At 61.8% G+C, this 21507-nt stretch carries 19 protein-coding genes and 1 pseudogene; 5 read left to right on the forward strand and 15 right to left on the reverse strand.

The features are described 5' to 3' along the window. Window positions 1-66: 66 nt before the first annotated feature. Window positions 67-1398 (reverse strand): arylsulfatase, encoded by a 1332-nt coding sequence (locus QTI45_RS31660; protein WP_286657185.1) that lies wholly within the window; start codon window positions 1396-1398, stop codon window positions 67-69. Window positions 1399-1494: 96 nt separating this feature from the next. On the opposite strand from QTI45_RS31660, the gene QTI45_RS31665 reads away from it, so the two are divergent. Next, window positions 1495-2397: a LysR family transcriptional regulator gene (locus QTI45_RS31665; protein WP_286657186.1), complete on the forward strand. Its 903-nt coding sequence runs from the start codon at window positions 1495-1497 to the stop codon at window positions 2395-2397. A 144-nt stretch (window positions 2398-2541) separates the two neighbouring features. On the opposite strand, the gene QTI45_RS31670 is transcribed toward QTI45_RS31665, so the two are convergent. From QTI45_RS31670 to paoA, 10 genes and pseudogenes are all read right to left on the reverse strand, one after another. Further along, on the reverse strand, window positions 2542-2811 hold the full coding sequence (locus QTI45_RS31670) for a hypothetical protein (RefSeq protein ID WP_286657187.1): 270 nt from the start codon (window positions 2809-2811) through the stop codon (window positions 2542-2544). Window positions 2812-2838: 27 nt separating this feature from the next. Then, the gene (locus QTI45_RS31675) at window positions 2839-3327 is read right to left on the reverse strand and encodes a cytochrome P460 family protein (protein WP_286657188.1); all 489 of its coding nucleotides are present in this window, start codon (window positions 3325-3327) and stop codon (window positions 2839-2841) included. 16 nt (window positions 3328-3343) lie between these two features. Then, a pseudogene (locus tag QTI45_RS35565) lies at window positions 3344-3436 on the reverse strand (alpha/beta hydrolase); the annotation flags it as partial. A gap of 247 nt (window positions 3437-3683) precedes the next feature. Next, entirely contained in the window at window positions 3684-4919 is a 1236-nt protein-coding gene (locus QTI45_RS31685) for a multidrug effflux MFS transporter (protein ID WP_286657189.1), read from the reverse strand. After that, the gene (locus tag QTI45_RS31690) at window positions 4919-5974 is read right to left on the reverse strand and encodes an NAD(P)-dependent alcohol dehydrogenase (RefSeq protein ID WP_286657190.1); all 1056 of its coding nucleotides are present in this window, start codon (window positions 5972-5974) and stop codon (window positions 4919-4921) included. The genes QTI45_RS31685 and QTI45_RS31690 overlap by 1 nt, the downstream gene beginning before the upstream one ends. Before the next feature lie 764 nt (window positions 5975-6738). Further along, complete coding sequence (locus QTI45_RS31695; RefSeq protein ID WP_286657191.1) at window positions 6739-7389, reverse strand: 3-oxoacid CoA-transferase subunit B; 651 nt, start codon at window positions 7387-7389, stop codon at window positions 6739-6741. Continuing rightward, a complete protein-coding gene (locus tag QTI45_RS31700; protein ID WP_286657192.1) occupies window positions 7382-8041 on the reverse strand; it encodes a CoA transferase subunit A in 660 nt (219 codons plus the stop codon). The genes QTI45_RS31695 and QTI45_RS31700 overlap by 8 nt, the downstream gene beginning before the upstream one ends. A gap of 92 nt (window positions 8042-8133) precedes the next feature. Further along, a complete protein-coding gene (gene paoC, locus QTI45_RS31705) occupies window positions 8134-10332 on the reverse strand; it encodes an aldehyde oxidoreductase molybdenum-binding subunit PaoC (RefSeq protein WP_286657193.1) in 2199 nt (732 codons plus the stop codon). Between the two features lies 1 nt (window position 10333). Further along, window positions 10334-11284: an FAD binding domain-containing protein gene (locus QTI45_RS31710; protein WP_286657194.1), complete on the reverse strand. Its 951-nt coding sequence runs from the start codon at window positions 11282-11284 to the stop codon at window positions 10334-10336. After that, window positions 11281-11922: an aldehyde dehydrogenase iron-sulfur subunit PaoA gene (gene paoA / locus QTI45_RS31715; RefSeq protein ID WP_286657195.1), complete on the reverse strand. Its 642-nt coding sequence runs from the start codon at window positions 11920-11922 to the stop codon at window positions 11281-11283. Before paoA ends, QTI45_RS31710 begins: the two co-directional genes overlap by 4 nt. Window positions 11923-12839: 917 nt before the next feature. Between paoA and QTI45_RS31720 the strand changes: the two genes are divergently transcribed. From QTI45_RS31720 to QTI45_RS31735, 4 genes are all read left to right on the forward strand, one after another. Continuing rightward, entirely contained in the window at window positions 12840-13844 is a 1005-nt protein-coding gene (locus tag QTI45_RS31720; RefSeq protein WP_286657196.1) for a Bug family tripartite tricarboxylate transporter substrate binding protein, read from the forward strand. A 111-nt stretch (window positions 13845-13955) separates the two neighbouring features. Next, entirely contained in the window at window positions 13956-14744 is a 789-nt protein-coding gene (locus QTI45_RS31725; RefSeq protein WP_286657197.1) for an SDR family NAD(P)-dependent oxidoreductase, read from the forward strand. Window positions 14745-14940: 196 nt separating this feature from the next. Next, window positions 14941-15549 (forward strand): SRPBCC family protein, encoded by a 609-nt coding sequence (locus QTI45_RS31730; protein ID WP_286657198.1) that lies wholly within the window; start codon window positions 14941-14943, stop codon window positions 15547-15549. A 134-nt stretch (window positions 15550-15683) separates the two neighbouring features. Continuing rightward, entirely contained in the window at window positions 15684-16598 is a 915-nt protein-coding gene (locus QTI45_RS31735) for a LysR family transcriptional regulator (protein ID WP_286657199.1), read from the forward strand. 51 nt (window positions 16599-16649) lie between these two features. Here the strand turns inward: QTI45_RS31735 and QTI45_RS31740 are convergent, their stop codons facing one another. The 4 genes from QTI45_RS31740 to QTI45_RS31755 form a co-directional block, all read right to left on the reverse strand. After that, a complete protein-coding gene (locus tag QTI45_RS31740) occupies window positions 16650-17630 on the reverse strand; it encodes a Bug family tripartite tricarboxylate transporter substrate binding protein (protein WP_286657200.1) in 981 nt (326 codons plus the stop codon). A 127-nt stretch (window positions 17631-17757) separates the two neighbouring features. After that, window positions 17758-18519: an SDR family NAD(P)-dependent oxidoreductase gene (locus QTI45_RS31745; protein WP_286657201.1), complete on the reverse strand. Its 762-nt coding sequence runs from the start codon at window positions 18517-18519 to the stop codon at window positions 17758-17760. Between the two features lie 216 nt (window positions 18520-18735). Then, a complete protein-coding gene (locus tag QTI45_RS31750) occupies window positions 18736-20154 on the reverse strand; it encodes an MmgE/PrpD family protein (protein WP_286657202.1) in 1419 nt (472 codons plus the stop codon). Next, window positions 20151-21275 (reverse strand): amidohydrolase family protein, encoded by a 1125-nt coding sequence (locus QTI45_RS31755; protein WP_286657203.1) that lies wholly within the window; start codon window positions 21273-21275, stop codon window positions 20151-20153. The genes QTI45_RS31750 and QTI45_RS31755 overlap by 4 nt, the downstream gene beginning before the upstream one ends. Window positions 21276-21507 lie beyond the last annotated feature (232 nt).

The following is a 21507-nucleotide window of genomic DNA, read 5'->3' on the forward strand; positions in this document are numbered from 1 at the left end:
ACGGGGGAGGATTCTGAACGCATTCATCATGAGGACTCCAGTGGTGGCGGACTGTTATGCGGGCGGTCAGTCCAGCTGACCCGGTGGGGTGTTCGGGTGGTCTGCGAAACTGTCGTGGAATGCCTTGACCATCTTGAGGACGGGGCCCAGGACCCAGGTGTTGTGCACCAGTACGTCCGTCTCTTCCTTGGGGTCACGCGTGATGTTGAACAGATAGGGTGACTCCAGCTTGCCCTTGCCTTCGTTGACTTGTGGCTCCCAATAGAAGTGCAGCTTCCACTGTCGCCACTTGACGGCCCTCAGCTCGTTCTTGATGTAGAACGGAAAGCCTTCCCGGGCAGACTTGTCGGCCTCGCCAAGGAAGAATGGAAGCTGGTTCACGCCGTCGATGGGACGGTCTTGCGGCACCTCAGCGCCAGCAGCCGTTGCCAGCGTCGTGAAAAGGTCGGTGACGTGCACGATTTCGTTGCTGACACGGCCCTCCGGAATGCGGCCCGGCCAGCGGACGATGAACGGCACGCGAAGGCTGCCTTCCATGGCCGTGTGGTAGGTCCCGGTCCAAGGACCGGCGGTTCCGCGATAGGGTGCGCGAAACTCTGGGCCGTTGTCGCTGCAGAAAATGAGAAGGGTGTCATCGGCCAAGCCCATGTCGTCGATGGCTTGAACGACCTGGCCGACGCGATGGTCCATCTCCACCATGGAATCTGCGAACTCCCCCTGACCAGTGCGTCCTTCGAAATCTCGATGCGGGATGGTCGGGAAGTGCAAATGCACGAGCGGAAGGTAGAGAAAGAATGGCTTGCTCGCCGCCGCATTGCGCCGCATGAAATCGATGGAACGGTCGACCAAGTCAGCGTCGATTCCGCGGCGAGCATCAAGGTCGTAGACTTTGACTCCCTCCGACGGCTCTCCCCGCCGGCCTTCCATAATCCAAGGCAACTCCACCACACTGGGGTCGAATCCGACCGTGGACGTGAACTGGCTTTCGTCCGTGGTGCGCGGGATGCCGTACCACTCGTCAAAGCCGCGGTCCGAGGGAAAGCGGCCCGGCACGTCGCCGAGGTGCCATTTTCCAAAGTGCGCCGTCGCGTAGCCCTTGTCGGACAACAGCTGTGCCAAGGTGATTTCCTTGCGAGTCAGGCCTTGCGGCAACCCTGGAGGAACCGACTGAAGGCACCCGGTGCGGATGGGATGTCGACCGCTCATGAGCGCCGAGCGCGTGGGCACGCAGTCACTCTCGACGTTGAAGTTGTGCAGGAGCAGTCCCTGATTGGCCAGGGCGTCGATGTTCGGTGTCGGCGCTCCTCGCAGGGCGCCACCGCCGTAACTGCCGAGTTCTCCCCAGCCCAGGTTGTCGGCCAGAATGAGGACGATGTTCGGTGTGGTTGGGGTGGCCATGCTTTCTCCGTGTGGGTGCGTGCTGTGACGCAAAATTTACGCCCTACCTGAGCGCAAACATATTCCTCGAGGTGAACATTCCCATAAACTTCCGGAATGTCCCTTTCAATCCAGGATGTTCAGTACTTCTTGGCGGTAGCCAAGGCGGGGCAGCTTTCCTCTGCAGCAGACGAACAGGGGGTGACGCAGCCTGCGCTGACGAAGGCAGTCAAGCGTGTCGAGGACGAGTTCGGGCTCAAGCTGTTCGAGCGCAGTTCAAAAGGTGTTTCGTTGACCTCTGCTGGTCAGCGGATGGTTGAGCAGATGCGCCGGCTGCAGGCGAACTACGCAGACACAGTGCTCCTGGCGAACGACATGCGCGCACAGCACGCAGGGCTGCTGCGCCTCGGGGTGACGGACACGTCGGCCGGCAATCGAATGGCTCGGGTCCTCGGCCCACTGTTGCACCAACGACCCGGCCTGCGCGTCCGGATTCGAGTGGACCGCTCGGACGCGCTGGCGGCACAGGTGCATGGCGGTGAGTTGGACCTCGCACTTGTCCCGGAATACGAAGGTCAGCCGCTCGACGCAGAGCGGATTCAAATCGCGAGCGACCTCATGGTTCCAGTCGTGCGCGCCGGGCACCCGCTTGCTGGTCGAACCCGCATTTCTCTCAAGGAGGTCGTCAGCTTCGGCTGGATTGCAGGTCCATCACATTCGGCATCCTATCGGGCCTTGCAGGCGGTGTTTGCGCGACACAGTCTCCCAAGCCCCACCGTCGTGATGGACGTTCCGTTCGCTTCGGAGATGAACCTGTCTGTGCTCGCGGTCACGGACCTCGTCACGCTCGTGCCTCGGTCATTCATGCAGCATGCGCCGGATGACCGTTTCGCAGTCCTGTCGCTGCCGACGCTGCGCATACCCAGGACACTTGTATTGCTTTCTAGGCCGGGTAGCGAATGGTCCCTGCTGATGCAGACGGTCCGAGACGCACTCCTCGCTTTGGGGCGTAGTACGTAGGCGTCGTCGGGGATGTCCGATTGGTCTCGGCCTCAACATCCGCTCAAGCCCCCCAAGAAGCCCACCGCCCGTCGTGCCGGCAGTCGGCGCAGACTGAAGCTCCATCCCCATACAGGAGCTCATCGTGGAAGCAACTTCGACTTTTCATCGCGAGCCGTGGAACAAGGGCAAGCTCGTCCGGCAAAAGACCCCCTTCAGGCTGAAAGACATATGGGCCAGCCCCCTGTGCAACGGGTCCCACCGCACTGGACGCGGCTGGGCGAACGTGCCCCACCATCGGCGGTTGAACACGTGGTGCGCGACCACCAGCCCGAACATGACCGTGCCCACAATTTCGTGAAAGGCATTGCCCTGCCAGTGATACGCCATGGCCAGCAGCAGCAGCAGCCCGGCAGAAGCCAGGTCCAGCGCCAAACGAGATCGCAGCAAGGGGTGTATGGCCTACTCCACCGGCGTGCCACGGAACTTGGAAACCCGGGGCGCGGTAAACAGGTAGTTCTGGTCCTTCTGGGATTGGCGGCACGCCATGCAGCGCGCCGTGTTCTCGTTCAGGTTGACCTGCTTCGTCGGCAAGAACCACTGAAACTGCCAGTCGCCGGTGCGCCGGCGCTCGCCGAAGTCCGCGCCCCAGCCCGCGCCTTTCTCCATGACGAAGTAGCGAAAAATCGCGCCGCCACGGTAGCCGGCTAGCACGAAATGCGTGCCGTCCGGAATCGGCGGCCTCTTCTGCATGGCTTCGAGCGCCTCGCGCGTCGTCGAGATGTGCTCAGTGACATTGCCGCGTTTCACTGTGGTGTAGTGCACCTGCTCGCCAAGATCAGGGAAGGTCACGCGATTTGGTTCGGCGCCTACGCGTAGCGCGAGGATCAGACCGCCGACGGTCAAGCCTGCGCACAGTCGCAGGCGTTTCAATGCTCGCTTTAAGGTCATGGTAGATCGCCGTGGCTCAGTCGGGCTTCTTGTCGGCTAGGAATTTCGAGACCAGATCAGCGATCTGCACGTTTTTCAGGTCCGAGAACGCAAAGTGCGTGTCGCCGCGATAGGTCTGGCCCGCCGACTGCAGAGGATTGCGCGAATCGAAGCCGCCCGTCGCTGCGGCCAGCGCGCAACCAGCCGAAATGCTGCCTTGTTGGATCACCCGCGGAGATGGTGGTGCGGGCTGCGCGCTCACGTTTGCGCCAAACACGGCGGCGGACATGGCCAGAAGCACGGATACAAGCGATGGGTTCATTGGGGTGGACTCCAGGGCGCGGACTGGATTGCGACAGTGCCGAACTGAGCCGACTTCAGCACGGCGGCGCCTCGGCCAGCGCGCTACCGCGCCGCCAGAACGCAGTGGTGGCGGAGGCGACCGCGAACACCGCCATCACCACGATCAAGGTATGGGGTGTACCGTCGGACAGCGCCGCCAGCAACAGCGACGAGACGATGCCGCTGCCGTACTGCAGTGAACCGATTAGGGCCGCAGCCGAGCCGGCGAGCCGCGGCTGCACACCATCGAGGGCGGCGGCAGTCGCGCTGGCCGCGATGATTCCGTTCATCGAGAAGAACACGAACACCGGCGCCACGATGCCCAGGAGGCCGCCGACGCGCATTTCTGCGAGGCCTACGCATGCCAGCATCGCCACGGCCGCGACCACTGTGGCGGCGCGCAGGAGGGTGTCCAGGCTGAAGCGGCTGACGAGCTTGCGGTTGATGAGGCTCACGATCATCAGTCCAACGATGTTCAACCCGAACAGCCAACCGTAGTGTTGCGGCGCTACGTGGAAGTACTCAATGTACACGTGGGGAGACCCCGTGATGAAAGCATAGGCGCTGACATAGAACAGGGTTACGCACAGCGTGTAGCGCATGAAGACCGCGTTGCCCAACAGCGCGCCGTAGTCGGCAAAAGCGTTGAGTGTCGATGTCGTCGCGCGTCGCGCCACCGGCAAGGTTTCGGGCAACTCGCGCAGCGCCAGCAGCATCATCGCTCCCACGGCAGCCAGCAGCCAGAAGATGCCATGCCACGAGCCGAAGCGCACGATCTGCCCGCCGAGGAGCGGGCCGATGATGGGAGCGACGGCCATGATCACCGTCAGCGTGGACAGCGTCTTGGCCGCCTGGGTCCGCGGATACAGGTCGCGCACCATGGCGCGGGCCAGCATAGGGCCAGTGCAGGCACCGAAAGCCTGGAACATGCGCCAGAAAACCATCTGGCCCATCGTCTGCGACAGGGCGCAGCCCACTGAACCGACCACGAAAAGCGTTACGCCGATCACCAGCGGCCTGCGCCGGCCGATGCGGTCGCTCACCGGGCCCCAGATCAACTGCGCGAACGCGAAGCCGATCAGAAAGCTGGTGATGGTCAGCTCCACATTGCCTTGCAGTTCGCGTTGCATCTGCGGCATCGCGGGCAGATAGATGTCGGTGGACAGCGACGTGAAGGCCATAAGCGCACTGAGGATCAGCAGCATCCGCAGTTCGCCCGCTCCACCTTTCGCCAGCGGATGCTCGGCTGCGTGAGAGGAGGCGGAAGTCATCAAGGCTCCTGCGCCGGCAGCGAGGCCATGTCGATCACAAAGCGGTAGCGCACATCAGCCTTCTCCATGCGGTCGAAGGCTTCGTTGATCTGGTCCATGCGAATCATCTCGCAGTCGGGCAAGATGTTCTTCTTGGCGCAGAAGTCCAACATCTCCTGCGTCTCGCGAATGCCACCGATCGGCGAGCCGGCGATGCGGCGGCGACCCAGAAGCAGCGGCAAGGTGCTGGACTCATCCATTGGCCCGATCTGGCCGACGATGACCAGCGTGCCGTCCACGTCCAGCAGCGGCAGGTAGGGTCCCAAGTCGTGCTTCACAGGCACCGTATCGATAATGAGGTCGAAGCCGCTGGCGGCCTGCAGCATCGCTTCCGGGTCCGCGGACACCAGCAGGCGGTCAGCGCCCAGCGCCAGCGCATCGGATTGCTTCTCGGCATTGCGACTCATCACGGTCACTTCGGCACCCAAGCCCACGGCCAACTTCACGGCCATGTGACCCAGGCCACCCAGCCCCACTATGCCCACGCGGCTGCCGGGTCCGACACTCCAAGTGCGCAGCGGCGAATAGGTGGTAATGCCGGCGCACAGTAGTGGCGCCACCTTGGCCAAGTCCAGAGCCTCGGGTACGCGCAAGCAGAACTCCTCGCGCACCACCAAATGCTTGGAATAGCCGCCTTGCGTGTTCTCCCCCGTGATACGGTCCTGGCCGGCATAGGTGCCGGTGTTGCCGGCGCGGCACAGCTGTTCCTCGCCGTTGCGGCACTGATCGCACGCCATGCAACTGTCGACCATGCAGCCCACGGCCACGTGGTCGCCGACTTTGTAACGGCTGACCTGTGCGCCGACAGCTGTGACGCGGCCGACAATCTCGTGGCCCGGCACGATGGGGTAGTAGCTCCAGCCCCAGTCATTGCGCGCCGTGTGCAGGTCCGAGTGGCAGACGCCGCTGTACAGAACCTCCATCGCAACGTCGTTGGCCCGCAAGGTGCGGCGTTCGAATTGGAACAGGGCCAGAGGGGATTCGGGGCTGTAGGCGGCGTAGCCGGTGGTGCGCATGTTCAAACTCCATCAAGAAAACCGCAGTAGCCTGGCGGCACTTGCGATGGAGTGAACTCTATGCTGGGCCCGACACGCGCACTAGACTGAAACGCCTTGAAGGATTAGCAAGCTGCACTTTCGAACGATGCATACCACTCCGGGCTCTCGAGACTTGCGGGGGCTCTGAAGTGCTTGTGCTGGCCAGAGATAGACGCAGAGACCGGGGAAGTCTCACCGGGGCCCGCATTGCTCTGAGTGCAGTTCAGCGGGCGCTGCGGGACGAGTAGGCTGCGCACAGCGAAGCAGCAGCGGCTTCGTCGCTCCACCATCAACCGGCTCAAGCCGAGCCAGGGCGGTTGGAGTGCCGACAGAGCCATACTTCGACCATGACCATGCTGCGCCCACTGGAGGCACACTCCTAGAACGTGAAAGTGCACCACTCGGCCGCGGCACGCCAACCACGGGTGCGCGCATACGCCAGCGCCTGCTCCACTTCCATTAAGCGCGCACGTCAACCAGGTGGATTTCGCTGCCCGACATGGGTTAACCGGCAATTCGCACATGCGGGTGATGGTGCCAACGGTCTTCTCATCGCCGATCATGTCGAGGCTGGGCTGAGCGCTGGGGTCGGATGTGCCTGTAGTCCGCTTTCAGCAGTTCGCCGAGATCATGCGCTCGGTTGCTAGCGGCGGGGCAAGACAGTACGCGCAGGGATTGGGCAGGGTAGCCTCTTCTCAACCTTAGGATTTCGGGGCGAAGCGCAAGAGCTTGCCGCTACCCCTTCATTGTTTCATTGCTTCGATGCAGTCCGGAACAATCAGACGGGCTTCTGTCGCGCGCAGAACCCGGTCGAGCGTCACGCCCTCTGCCATCTCCAGCAGCAACAATCCCTCAGTTGTCGGTTCAATCACAGCAAGCTCCGTGACGATCAGATCCACGCGGCGCACGGACGTCAACGGCAGCGTGCAGGTCTTGACGAGCTTGGGCAAGCCTTTTGCCGTGTGCGTCATCGCCACGATGACACGTTTAGCTCCCGTGACAAGATCCATCGCACCGCCCATTCCCGGAACCATGCCGCCTGGAACCAGCCAGTTTGCTAGATGTCCGGCTTCGTCAACCTGCAAGCCACCAAGTACGGTCACATCCAGATGACCGCCTCGGATCAACCCGAATGACATTGCCGAATCGATCGCGCAGGCGCCAGGGCCAGCACCAACGGGTCGCCCCCCGGCATCCGTCAGATCGCCCCACGCAAATCCTTCCTCCGGAAGCGGCAACATGCCTATCAAACCATTCTCGGACTGGAAAAAGACGTTCACCCCTTCTGGCAGGTGGTGAGCAACTTGAGTAGGCAATCCGATTCCCAAATTTACGAGCTGCCCGTTGCGCAGTTCACGTGCCACTCGGCGCGCAATAATGTGCTTTTCATCCATGAACGCGCTCCTTCGCGACCAGATAGTCGACAAGTACGTGAGGCGTCATAACCGCATCGGGCGGAATGACCCCAATCGGTACTACATCGTCGGCCTCTGCGACGACGGTTTCCCCGGCCATCGCCATAACCGGATTGAAGTTGCGAGAGGTGAGCGCGTACTCGAGGTTGCCGAGGTAGTCGGCTCGGCGTGCGTTCAGCAAAGCGAAGTCCGCTTTGAGAGGCAACTCCAGCAAGAACGCCCGGCCTTCGACTTCGATCGTACGCTTGCCTTCTGCCGCCAGTGTCCCAACTCCAGTAGCCGTCAGGACGCCGCCAAGCCCGAAGCCTCCCGCACGGATTCGCTCGATGAGGGTTCCCTGGGGCACCAATTCCACTTCGATCTGACCTATGCGCATCTGTCGCTGAGTCTCAGGGTTTGTGCCAATGTGGCTAGTGATCAACTTTTGGACGAGCCCTGCGTCGATGAGCTTTCCTATGCCTACCCCTGGGCGAGCCGTGTCATTCGCGATGACGGTCAAATCACGACGACGACGACGCACAAGTTCGTCGATGAGCCGTGGGGGCGTGCCGGCGCCCATGAAGCCACCAACCATCAGCGTGGCACCGTCCTCGATGAGTTCAGCAATGTCGGCGGGTAGTGCGATCTTCATGGTATGTAACGTCTCATCGTTCCAGTCAACTTTCTCCAGCCTGAAGGTTGGCCATCGCCGCCCCTACTAGATCCGCCACGCTGCCGCGGCGGTCACATAGGAGGTGGCAGGTTCCCGACCAGCTTATCCAATGTCAGAGGGTAGTCGCGGATGCGCGTGCCCGTCGCGTTGTAAACGGCATTGGCTATGGCCGCGCCAACCCCGCAGATACCCAGTTCCCCAACGCCCTTTGCTTTCATGGGCGAAGACGTCGGGTCCGTTTCGTCGATGAAGATCACCTCCTGAACCGGAATGTCGGCGTGGACTGGCACTTCGTAGCTGGCGAGGTCATGGTTCACAAAGAACCCATGGCGCTTGTCGATGGACAGCTCCTCCATGAGCGCCCCACCAACTCCCATTGTCATCGCGCCAATCACCTGGCTGCGAGCGGTCTTCGGGTTCAGAATGCGTCCCGCTGCGCACACGGAAAGCATTCGGCGAACACGGACCTCGCCGGTAGAGGCGCTCACCCCTACCTCCACGAAATGCGTTCCAAAGGTCTGGTGAGCGAGACGGTCACGAGATGCACCGAACTCGACGCGATCTTCCGCTACCAGCTCCCCCAATGCGACGGCGCGAAGAAGCGGCGCCCGCCGAGAGCTGGAGGAAACCTCACCGTCCTTGAAGTCCAGCGGCTGATTGTCGAAACCGAGGCGCTTGGCTACCAACTCGCGCAACTTCACACAAGCCGCATAGACGCCCGAAGTCGAACTGTTGGCGCCGCGCTGGCCCAAAGAACCCGGCGCTTCAGGAAAGGACGAATCGCCCAGCCTCACGCTAACATGCTCAAGCGGCAGACCCATCATTTCAGCGGCGGTCTGCGCAAGGATCGTGTACGTGCCCGTGCCGAGGTCGGTCATGTCCGTCTCGACCGTCAGTTTTCCGTCAACGCCCAGCCGAACGCGTGCGCCCGAATCGGTGACGTTGTCCCCTCGAATGGCGCACGCCATGCCCATTCCGATAAGCCACTGGCCATCACGAAGCTGGCCAGGCTGTGCAGCGCGTCGGCTCCAATTGAACCGCTCGGCGCCGGTTCGCAGACAGTCGGCGAGGCGGCGCGTTGAGAATTGACGGTGAGGTGGGGCGGGCTCTGTCTGCGTGTCGTTCAGCAGACGAAGTTGAACAGGGTCGATCTTGAGCTGTTCCGCGAGCTCATCCATGGCGATCTCCAATGCCATCATCCCCGGCGTTTCGCCTGGAGCACGCATCGCGTTGCCCTCGGGAAGATCCAGCGTGGCAAGCCGCAGGCGAAGCATCCGGTTCGCTCCCGCATACAGCGAAACCGTCGGCAAAGTCGCTCGCTCGGCAGCGCCGCCCGCGAGGTTCCCGGACCAGCTCTCGTGCCCGATTGCCGTGATGCGGCCGTCCCTGTCTGCGCCGAGGCGAACGCGCTGAATGGTCGCTGGGCGATGCGACGTGTTGTTGATCATCTCCGGCCGCGCCAATGCGACCTTGACCGGTCGGCCCGCCTCGCGTGCTGCCAGCGCCGCAAGGACGGCATCCGACAACACTGAGGCCTTGCCACCGAATCCACCACCGATGTAGGGCGAAATGATCCGAATCTTTTCCTTCGGGATCCCCAGAATCTTTGCCATGTCCCGCAGTGCCCATTTGATGATCTGCACAGAGGTCCAGATCGTCAGTCGGTCGCCATCCCACGCTGCGACCGTCGCGTGAGGCTCCATCATTGCGTGAGTCTGATCAGGTGTCGTGTAGGTCTGATCCACCTGGACCGGGGCCGATGCGAACGCAGCTGCGAAGTCCCCCGCACCGGAATCAGGATTGTTCCTGGGAACGATGGTAGAAGTCCTCGCGGAACTCAGATCGTAGGCACCGTCTTCGCTACGTGAGTAGGCTACGCGCACAAGCTTGGAAGCCGCGCGAGCCTGTTCGAAAGTCGTTGCAACAACGACGGCCACCGCTTGGTGATAGTGCTGAATCTCTGGTCCACCCAACGCTTTTGCTACGTAGAAATCGCCGACGCCGACGGGCCCGGCATTTTTTGCCGTCACGATCGCAATAACCCCAGGGGCCTCGCTCGCAGCGGCAAGGTCCATGGATTCGACGCGTCCTTTCGCGATGCCTGACGCGACGATGCACCCATAAGCTTGATTGGGAACGACGTCGTGATTCTCAAATGCATACCGTGCCGTGCCCGTAACTTTCAATACGCCCTCGACGCGATCGACCGGCTTGCCGACCACCCTGAGCTGGTCTATGGGATTGTTGGTAGCAGGGGTGTCGAATTTCATTTCAGCTCCGTGCTTCTGACAGCACGGCGTCGAGCGTGCGTTGGACCAGCGTCACCTTGAAGGTGTTGTGTTCGGTCGGCTTGGCGTCAGCCAGCAACACGGCGGTGGCGGCCGCAGCGCCGCGCGGCAACAAATGGTCTGCCGCATCGATGCGCCAGGGCTTGTGCGCGACACCGCCCAGCGCCACGCGGCCGGAGCCGTCGCTCTGCACGATAGCGGCGACCGAGATCAGCGCGAACGCGTAGGACGCGCGGTCCCGCACCTTGTGATAGACATGCTTGCCGCCGACAGGGGGAGGCAGTCGAACCGAGGTGATCAGTTCACCGGGTGCCAGTACCGTCTCGACATTCGGGGTGGAGCCCGGCAGGTTGAAAAAGTCCGCGATCGGGATGGTCCGCCGTGCGCCGTTGGGGCGCATCGTCTCGACGCTGGCGTCGAGCGCGCGCATGGCCACGGCCATGTCGCTCGGGTGCGTCGCGATGCACGCATCGCTTGCGCCGACGATGGCATGCTGCCGGTTGACCCCGCCGATCGCTGAACACCCGCTGCCGGGCAGGCGCTTGTTGCACGCCTGGTTGGTGTCGTAGAAGTAGGCGCAACGGGTTCGTTGCAGCAGGTTGCCGGCCGTGGTCGCCTTGTTGCGCAACTGGCCCGATGCGCCTGCAAGCAGGGCTCGCGACAGCAGGCCGTAGTCGCGCCGCACGCGGGCGTCTGCGGCCAGGTCCGTGTTGCGCACCATTGCGCCGACGCGCAGGCCCCCATCCGGGGTAGCTTCGGTCTTGTCGAGCCCCAGCCCGTTGACATCGATCAGGTGGCGGGGCGTTTCGATCTCCAGCTTCATCAGGTCGAGCAAGTTGGTGCCGCCCGCGATGAAGCGCGCGCCCGGCACGCGCGCCGCCGACGCGATGGCCTGCTCGGGTGAAGTCGCGCGTTCGTAGCTGAATTCCCTCATACTTTCACCCCGCCGACTTCACTGATCGCTTCGACGATGTTGTTGTAGGCACCGCAGCGGCAGATGTTGCCGCTCATGCGCTCGCGCAGTTCGGCCACCGACAACAGTGGCTTGACCGTCAGGTCGCCGCTTACGTGACTCGGTATCCCTCGCTCGATCTCCTGCAGCACACCCACCGCGGAACAGATCTGCCCCGGCGTGCAGTAGCCGCACTGGTAGCCGTCGTGCTTGACGAAAGCGGCCTGCATCGGGTGCAAGTTGCCCGGTTGGCCAAGGCCTTCGATCGTGGTGACCTTGGCGCCATCGTGCATGACGGCGAGGGTCAGACACGAGTTGATGCGCCGGTCATCCACCATCACCGTGCAGGCCCCGCACTGGCCGTGATCGCAGCCCTTCTTGGTGCCTGTCAGATGCATGTGTTCGCGCAGCGCATCGAGCAGCGTGGTGCGGGCATCGAGCACGAGGCGTTGCGTCTTGCCATTGACGCTCATCGCCACGAACACGGGCGCAATCGAACGCGCAGCCGCTGCGGGGGCGGCCGCAGCCGGACCAGAGAGTAGCGCCGGCGTCGCAGCAGAGGCGGCCCCGGCCTGCAGCAGGCCGCGGCGGGAAATCGAAAACTCGTCGGAGGTCGTCATGGGGCGTTTCCACTCCTGGTCGTGGGTGCTGGCCTGCTCGAACGTCGGGCCTAGACCGAATCTAAGCTTCGCAGTGCTTGACGAATAGACCTATCAGCCCTTCGGGACTGCCAAGTCATCCTTGCTAATCGATGCCGACGGCACCCTGGCCAGCCAGCCCCGCCTTCTCATAGCTCTGGCTGACCAATGTGAGATTTGGGCCCGCGGTTCAGAAATTCCAAGCACCGCCTGCTGTACTCAATCGTTCAAGAATCAACACCAGTGGGTGCACGCCGCCAGCAAACACTCGGCAGCAATTTCGCAACTGTCGCGCGGCAAGTGTAGCTGGTAGCGACTTCATGGTCAACCATTAACTTTTACGTTTGAACGCGAGATTGCAATGCGATCCCGCAGAGCGCCAACGCCAGCTCATGATGCGGCGAGTCAGCACAAAGCGGCGGTGACGGCGTGGGGTCGATCTGCCACACTCCCTTGACTTCGAGGCCGTAGGTCAACGGATCATCCTTGCAGGCGTCGAGCTACTTGGCGACCCTCCGACGACCCAGGTAGCCGTGCGCGCCTTCGATAAAGATGGTGTACTTGCCGTGAAGCTCCATGGCGGAAAGATCTCGACCAGGCGGCGAAGCGTCTGCGCCACGTTTCTTTTGGCCAGGGTTGGGTGTAAGCCCAAGGTCGACTAGGTCAGATCCACCAAGTTCGACCCAAGGCGCGCTGGAGCGCTTGCCGTCATCGCGTTTATCCGCGCGTGTTCATGGTCGGTTCCACGCATCGCGGAATGTCGGCGCACTTTGCTTTCCTCCCAAGAAATCATCTCCATCGCATTCATCAAACCTCTTAGTGCATCGCGAACCTAGTATTTGGCATCGATGGCCGCATCGACAAAAGCCAGTCCCTCGGCGCCAATCAAGGAGTCATGTTTGCAAGCCCAACTGAATTGCACGCGCAGGCAAGTGTTGAAAGACATTAGCCTTATCGTCTTGGCTCCCGCAGCGTCCGCAGCGTCCGCAGCTGCAGCCGCGGACGGCAAGTTCCCTTTGCGACCGATTCGAATCATCGTGCCCTTTGCGCCGGGGGCCAGCACCGACTTCTTGGCACGCGTGATCGCAGATCGGCTAGCCCTGCAGATGGAGCAACCGGTCACCGTCGAAAACAGGCCGGGCGCAGGCGGCATCATGGGAACGCAGCAACTGGCGCGTTCAGCGTCCGACGGCTACACGATCGGAATTTGCTCTCTCGCGACGCTGGCGATGGTGCCCACGACTCTCAAGGACGCGCCGTACGATTCAGTTCGAGATTTCGCGCCGCTGTCCGCTGTGGCCAGCAATGACATGGTCCTGGCGACAACTCCGCACATTCCCGCCACCACGCTGAGAGAGTTCGTTGCTTGGGCATCGGCTCAACAATCGGCGGCCTTTCTGGGAACCCAGGGTGCCGGCACATCTGGACACTTTGCCGGCTTCATGTTCGGCAAGGCCGCAAAAATCAGGTTCGAGCCGGTTCACTACAAGAATGTTGGTGAACTCATCACAGGCGTGATGGCCGGCGACGTTCACGCGTACTTCGGCGCTCCTTCCACGGTACTGAGCCACGTGTCGTCAGGAAAGCTACGCCTCCTGGCCACCAACGGATCAAGTCGTCTGCCCGGACATCCCAATGTTCCGACGTTCGGAGAGGCCGGGTTCCCCGATATGCAGTACCTCAACTGGGTGGGTCTCGCAGCGCCAAGCAAGACCCCTCCCGAGGTACTCGCCAAGCTCAGTGCGGAGATCCTCAAGGCGTTGAGCGTCCCCCAGGTACGCGCCAGGCTCGAGGAAGGTGGTTTTCGTGTCATCGGGAGCAGGCCGGAAGAGCTGTCGAACCTGATTCGCAATGATGTGGCGTTCTGGACCGACATAGTGAAGACCACAGGATTCAAGGTCTAGCGACCGAGACGCGTCTAAAGAGTCCCCTCCCAGCGCTCATGCGTGGCTTGCCAGTCGCAGGCGGCGAGGCAGTTCGAAGTATTTTCAGCAATCAACCAAGAGGTAGTTTCAATGAGATTCACAGATCAAGTGGTCGTCGTGACAGGAGCGGGCCAGGGAATTGGGTTGGCGACTGCAAGGCTGGCAGCCAGAGAAGGCGCCAAGGTCGCCGTATGCGATCGAGACCCGGGCTCAGTCAGTTCGACCGTGGCGCGGATCCGGGAGGAAGGCGGAGTAGCGATTGGCGTGTGTGGCGACGTCAGCAACCTTACGCAGGTACGCGCCAACGTCGATGAGGTGATGCAAGCCTATGGACGGATTGACGTGTTGATCAACAACGCCGGCATCCTCAAACACACCCCAGCGCGATTGGTCGAGGAAGCCCAGTGGCGTCGCGAGATCGACGTATGCCTGACCGGTGCTTTCTTCTGGGCCCAAACCGCGGCGGTGGCGTCCATGATTCCACGCAAGCAAGGCGCCATCGTGAACCTGGGTTCCGGAGCCGCCGTGGCAGGCGCTCCCGGTTCGACATCCTATTGCGCCGCCAAACACGGCGTCGTGGGCCTGACACGAGCGCTTTGCGTGGAATGGGGTCAGTACAACATCCGTGTTAACTGTGTTTGCCCAGGAATCACGGCAACTGAGATGACGATGTCGGTTGCCCGGGACTATCCCGAGCGCATACGGCAACGCGAGCAGCGGATCCCCCTCGGACACATGGCGCAGCCGGACGATCAGGCCAAGGCCATACTGTTTCTTGCATCGTCTGACGCCGCGTCGATCTCAGGGCACATCCTGAGTGTCGACGGCGGCACGGCCGCACTTTCTTCAGGCTACAGCGCGCCGCGCGACGGTCATTAAAGCCTGGAGCAATCGACGCGAACTCGCCAGCTGCGCGCTGACGGCCGAAGCCGTACAGCACACGGCCATGAACACGCGTAAATGCTCAGTGGGCGTGGCCCCTCATCATCCGGATTCGTCCGGGTTTCGCTCAACGTAAGGCTGCGAGGACAGGTCGGTCCGGGAGCGAAGGTCCGTACAGGTCAGGAGAACGACGATGGAAATGTCTAGTACGTGCTCGATCCCAGCGAGCGTCGAGGTGACGTGGCGATCTTTGAATGATCCGCTGTTCCTCAAGGAATGCATCGCAGGTTGCGAAGCCATCGACCGTGATGGCGACAACAGCTTCAAGGTCACTTTGGCGGCAAAAATCGGCCCGGTCAGCGCCCGCTTTGCGGGTCGAATGAAGATGGAAGACCTGGATCCACCAAATGCGTACACCCTCATCTTCGAAGGGCAAGGCGGCGCGGCTGGCTTCGCCAAAGGACGCGCCAGGGTGAGCCTGGCACCGGAAGCCGTAAACACTACGTCCATGTCCTATCAGGTCAGCGCGCAGGTGGGCGGAAAGCTTGCCCAGATTGGGTCGCGGTTGGTGGACTCAGCAGCGCGCAAAGTGGCAAACGATTTTTTTGTGGCGTTCATCGCAAAGCTCGCCAGCCAACAGACGCCCTCTACGGATGTTGCCGAGCCCGTAACGGACTCAGCCATTCCGCGCTCCGGTGGCATGAAACAGGGCCTTCTCCTTGGCAGTTCCTATGCGCGATGGACGCTCGCCGCGGCGATCGTCGTTGGCGCGGGCATCGCATGGTTCGCACGAAATGCTTGACTCGCAGCTCTGATCGAACGTCGCTGCGGATCCTGCCGGCAAACCCACTAGACAAGGACTCGGGGAACCGATGCTCGGTTTGTCCGAGCGTTGCGAATCCGCAAATACAATGGTGCACCTCAAGAAGATTAGTGATGCACCACTTTGATCCCGTGTCGCTGCGCTTGTTCGTCGCAATTTGTGAAGAACAAAGTCTGACCGAGGCTGCCGACCGCGAGAACCTGACGGTTTCTACGGTGAGCAAGCGACTTTCGGCGCTTGAAGAGCAGTTAGGGGTGCCGTTGCTTGAGCGAGGTCGCGGCGGCGTCAGCCTCACTGCCGCTGGCGAGGCGCTGCTCCCCTCAGCTCGAGGGTTGCTGCAGTCCATGGCGCGAATTCAGGCCAACCTTTCCGAATATGCGCGCAGCGTTCCTGGCCGCGTACGGGTGGCGGCCGCCTTGTCTGCCATCACATCGTGCTTGCCGGCAGACATCGCTGTTTTCGTCAAGCATCATCCGAATGTCAGGGTCAGTGTCGACGAACATACGGGCCCCGAGGTCGTCTTGAATGTCGAGGGAGGCCGAGCCGATCTTGGTGTGTGCTGGGACGCAACGGGAACCCGGCGGCTGCGAACCGTGCCCTACAGGGTGGATCACATGGTGGTCATCACCCACAAGGAGCACGAGCTAGCCAACCGCACGAGCGTCAGCTTTGTAGACACCCTGCCGTATGAACGGGTTGCGGTTGATGCCGCCAGCGTTGGGCTGCACTTGCAGCAGCGGCTAGCGATCGCTGAAGGTAAGGCACTAAAGATGCCCTTCCACGTGCGAACTTACGACGCGGCCTGCCGTTTCGTCGCGGGCAACCTTGCGATCGCCATCGTGCCGAAGGAATCTACGTCGCTTCTGGTCAACGCACTCGGGCTCACGACCATCGCGCTCTCTGACGACTGGGCGCGCCGGCGCCTGGTTTTGTGTGTGCGCGACTACGCCGAACTGAACGCGCCGGCCCGTCATCTTCTGGACGCGCTCGCAGCGCGACCACTGGGCCACGGCGACCCGCTGCTCTGATTCGCCCCTTCAAGGGCACAGGCGTATCCGCTCGGATGCTCGTCTGAAGCATCAGTTGCTTGTCGCGCCCGAAGCCTTGACGATCGGGCGCCATTTCTCAATCTCAGATTGAACCAGTCCTTTGGTCGCCGCAGGCGACGTGCGGCTTTCAAGTTCGACGCCCATGGCCAGAACTCGACTCTTGAAGCTTTCGTCGGCAAGCACCTCGTTGAGCGCCGAGTTGAGTCTGTTGACCACGGCTGTAGGCGTGCCCTTAGGGGCGGCGATGAAGTACCAGGTGTTGATCTCGGAACCAGGAAATCCTGCCTCGCCCACAGTCGGGACCGTGGGTGCCAGAGCGCTTCGACTGGTCGCGGTCAGGGCCAGCGCCTTCAGCTTGCCGTCCTGCAGGCGCGGCACGCATGTTGCAATCGAGCAGAGCATGAAGCTGACCTGGCCCCCCATCAAGTCTGAAAGACCTGGGCTCTCGCCTCGATATGGCACATGTACGGCCTCGCCATGGGCGACTCGTTTCAGGAGTTCGACGCCCAGGTGACTCGGCGTCCCGATTCCTGACGATGCGTAGGAAACATTTCCATTGGCGCTGCGCATCAAAGCGACAAGCCCACCTAGGTTGTCAACCTTGACGTGTTGCGGGTTCGTCATGATGAGCAACTGGATCTGCCCAACCTTGCCTACAAACGCAAAATCATTCACTGAGTCGAACGGCAAAGCTGCACTCATCGTGGCGTTGAGCGAATGCGCCAGCGTGCTGAACAGGAGCGTGTATCCGTTTGGCGTCGCGCGCGCAACAGCCGCGGCACCTATGGCAGTCCCTGCTCCAGGTCGGTTGTCTGGAACAATCCGTTGGCCAAGTCGATTACTGAGATTCTCGGCCACCAAGCGGCCAAGCGCATCCGTGATGCCTCCTGCGGCATACGGAATTACGAGTTGGATGGGCCGATCTGGATAGTCCTGGGCGGCGGCCGGTAAAGAGACGGCGACACACAACAGACCAGCGATTGCGATCAAGCGCGAAAAAAGGTTCTTCATTTCTATGCGTCTCAGTTGGTCCTACTGGCCTTTGGCACCGGCCGAGGGTTTCGATTGGATCTGCCAACGCTGCGCAGGGGCAGTGACGGGCAGCTGGATGGTTTAAGCAGGGTTACAGCCGGGCGTCTCAGCCTTTACTTCCCCGCGGCACTATGCTCATCAGGGTGTTGTCGAAACCGCCATCCACCAACAGGTCCTGACCGTTGACATAGCCTGCGCGATCGCTCGCCAGAAATGCAATGACCTCGGCCATGTCCGTTGGCATCGCAACACGGCCCGCCGGAATCAGTCGCTGTCTGGCTCCTGCCGTTTCGCTGTCGGCATACACCGTCTCCGTGGCAGGCGTGCGGGTAAAGCCGGGCGAGACGACATTGCTGCGAATGCCGTGAGGAGCCAGTTCCAACGAAAACAGCCGCGACATCATGATCAGTCCTGCCTTGCTGACGCTGTAGGCTCCACTCTGGGCCAGCGGGTGATGACCCAGTATCGACGCCACGTGCACGAGGCTGCCTCCCCTGCCCCCATTGATCATCTGCGCCGCGAAGATTTGGGTGCACGTCAGGGCACCCGTCAAGTTGACCGAGAGCACATGATTCCAGTCTCGCAGGCTCATGCCCACCAGCGGACCGCGGTGGCGAACCGCGGCATTGTTCACAAGCACCTGGCAGCGACCGAGTTCCTTCTCGATGCGCTCGGCGGCCGCAACGACCATCTCAGGGCTCGCGACGTCAGCTTGGGCGCCAATAGCGCGCATTCCGCCCCCCCTGAGTTCCGCCGCGACCGCTTCGGCGGAACCCGCATCCTGGTCCAGTATCGCTACCAACGCACCAGCCGACGCCAGCTGGCGTGCGGTTTCCGCGCCGATCCCGCTGCCCCCGCCGGTGATCACACAAACGCGCCCTGTCAACCCTAGCCAACTGCTCGCCACGGAGCCCGCCCTATCTGTCATATGTGCCTCTCTTTGATCAACAGGATCGCCATCTGCCTTTGCCACTGGTTCGAAGATGCCACCCGCGGCTGGCAGCACTTGTCGTCATGGAGTCGTCCTTCGATGCCCATGTCGGGTGTACCGTGACGGCAAATTGCGAGGTGCAGAGCAAGATGTTCATCCCCAGAAACCTGGAGCCGCCCGGCCGACGTCCAGAGCCAAAGGGAGACGCCAGCACAACGCGATCAGGTGACGAGTCCGCTCCGTGCCCAAGTGATCTTGGGCCTGCGACAGGAACTTAGCCTCGAGTTGCTCGTCGCTGAGGGGGCGCTTCGCGGAGCCGATGTGTGGACTAACCTGTGCCTCCAAGCGCTGGCCACTTTGCAGCACGATCGAGGCGCGCGCCTCGTCAGGACGCAGGTCCGACGCGACCGATGCAAAGATGCGCCGGCGTAGGGCAATTATCGCTGGATCGCGCACGCAGGCATCACTGGCTTCGTTCAAGTCGGCTCTACCGTAATACAGCGCCGCCGCAGCCCAGTGATGCAGGCTCACCTGCGCTTCATAGCTGTCCTTTGGCTCATCCTTGCCCGTCAAAGCGAGGCTGAGTTCGTGAACCTGGATTTCAACGCGCTCGATGTCACCTCGCGAGAAGGAATGCAAGCGTGCCAGTTCAAGACAGACGTCGGTGGCAGCGTGAATCAGGCATCCGTTGGGGAACGGCTTGATGGCCACATTCATGCATTCCCAATGTTGGCCTAGACGTTCCGTCAATGCCTCCGGGTATGACGGGCGTCCAACCACCGACAAAAGGCCATTCGGGCTCGACAACGGCTCAGCGTGACAGGTGAAGTCGTTCGCTGCCAGGTGGGCGGCGAGCAGGCCGCTACGTCCGGCATTGCCGGGTATGAATGCCGCGGACATGGTCCCGTGGGACGACCGGAACCCTCCCCCCTGCATAGCAGCGATGCCCATCGCCCAGACAAGTTGCTTCGCCGACAGACCCATCAGCTTGCCCACGCCTGTAGCGACCCCGATCGCGCCTGTCAAACCTGTCATGTAGTGCCCAACATGACAAGCCGCAGGTCCAACGGCCAACGCGCAACTCAACCGGCACTGAACCTCGTGAGAGATCATTAGGGCGTGCAGAAAGTCGGATCCTGATACCCGGTGCTGTTCGGCGTAAGCAAGCAACGCAGCCACAGTGGGTGCCGCGGGATGCACGACTGTCTCAACATGAGCATCGTCGAACGCGTGCGCTCCAACGCTCAACCCATTCAACAGCGCCGCACTGAGCGGGTCCAGGCGGACGCCTCGGCCAATCACAGTGCAGGCTTGAGAACCCGACAGCGCTTTTAGTGCCGGCAGTGCCTGCTCTACGGCGCTGTGGAAGGCGCCGCCGTGCGCGCATCCCACCCAGTTTAGGAAAGCGCGCGCCGCCTCATGCTGTACCGGCGCCGGCAGGTCTGACCAAACCGACTCAATCACAAAGCTCGCAAGTTCCTCGGTATGCCGGGCCCCAAGCGGCCGCGCATCGGAAGCAGTGGGCTGAATCAGGCCGCCTTCACAGGCAGCCACGGGCATGGTACCGATCATGACCCGCTCGCAAGATCGCCCGCTTTTTCCAATGCTGGTAGTCGATATGCCCGGCAGGCCGTCCGATAGAACAAATCCCGACGCTCGTCTGGAGCCAATGCGGCTGTCGCCCGTTTGAACACGTTCCACAAAGCGGTGTAGCCGCAAGACTGCCGGTCGACCGGAAAATTGCTCTCAAACATGCAGCGCTGCGGGCCGAATGCTTCAATGCATTCGTCGATCAACGGTGCCCACGCGGGCGCCAAGTCAGCCGACGTCGCGGGGGCTTCACGATGCTCAAACCCGAAGCCAAACATGGGCATGCCCATCCCACCGATCTTCGCAAAGACATTCGGCCTTGCGGCCAGCTTGCGAAGGTCAGCTCTCCATCGGGAGATCACAGATGCGCGCTCTTTGCCAAACTTGCCAACCCCGATCACGCCCCCGACATGGTTCAACACGATGCGCGTATCGGGAAAAGCTGCTGCCAGGTCGACCAACTCCTCGATCTGATGGTGGAAGATCCAAGCGTCAAAGCTGAGATCCCGCCGCCTTAACAGCGCGAAGCCCTTTCTGAAATCCCCGTCCAGCAACAGGTGCGGAACCGCCGGATGCTTGATAAACCGCCCTACGGGTCCGTCGTCATGGGCAGCGTTGTGCCGCACGCCACGGAGCCTGCCCTGACCTGATTCAAGTTGCGCATCCAGGGTTTCCGACACGCCCGATCCGAGTGTGAGATCGGCGCCTGAAACGATCCCCGCCGCGACTTGACAGGGGCCCCACCGGCTCTGAATTGGCGCGGCAGTAGCATCCACTAGGAACTCGACCTCACCGACGGGTTTCAACGCTTCCGCGCCGCCTTGTCGCCAACCCCATCGGTACGCCTCGACGCACACCGTCCCGATGATGTTGTGTCCGGCGCTGATATCGCGCCGCAGGTCTGTTGGCTGGTAGTAATGCGGGTCCCCGGCGGCCCCGAATACATGGTGATGAGCATCGACTATAGGAAAGCCCGGTTCCACCGCGACCTCACCCAGCGCGCGCTCGTGCCATTCATTGAGCGCATTGGTGTTGCGCGGCGTGCTGCCACGATAGCTGGACGCATGGTCCTCAATTTCCGCCGCTTCGATGACGCTTGGCACTCTGGTCTCCTGAATGGATGACAGATGTTAGGAGGAGGCACGTGAGCATAGCTTGAGGAATTAGACGCAGCCACTTTCCGATTCGGAAAGGTGCACAGCGCCGGGTAACAACCCGCTGAATGGGAAAGCGATACGGGCGTCACCGTCGACGCCAGGGCCAGGCCCCGCGCGATTTCTACGCACGACACGATCACAGTCGCTTTCATCAAACTTCCAAGCCGACAGCGCGCCT

Origin of the sequence: Variovorax saccharolyticus (assembly GCF_030316765.1) — a bacterium.
GTDB lineage: Bacteria > Pseudomonadota > Gammaproteobacteria > Burkholderiales > Burkholderiaceae_C > Variovorax > Variovorax saccharolyticus.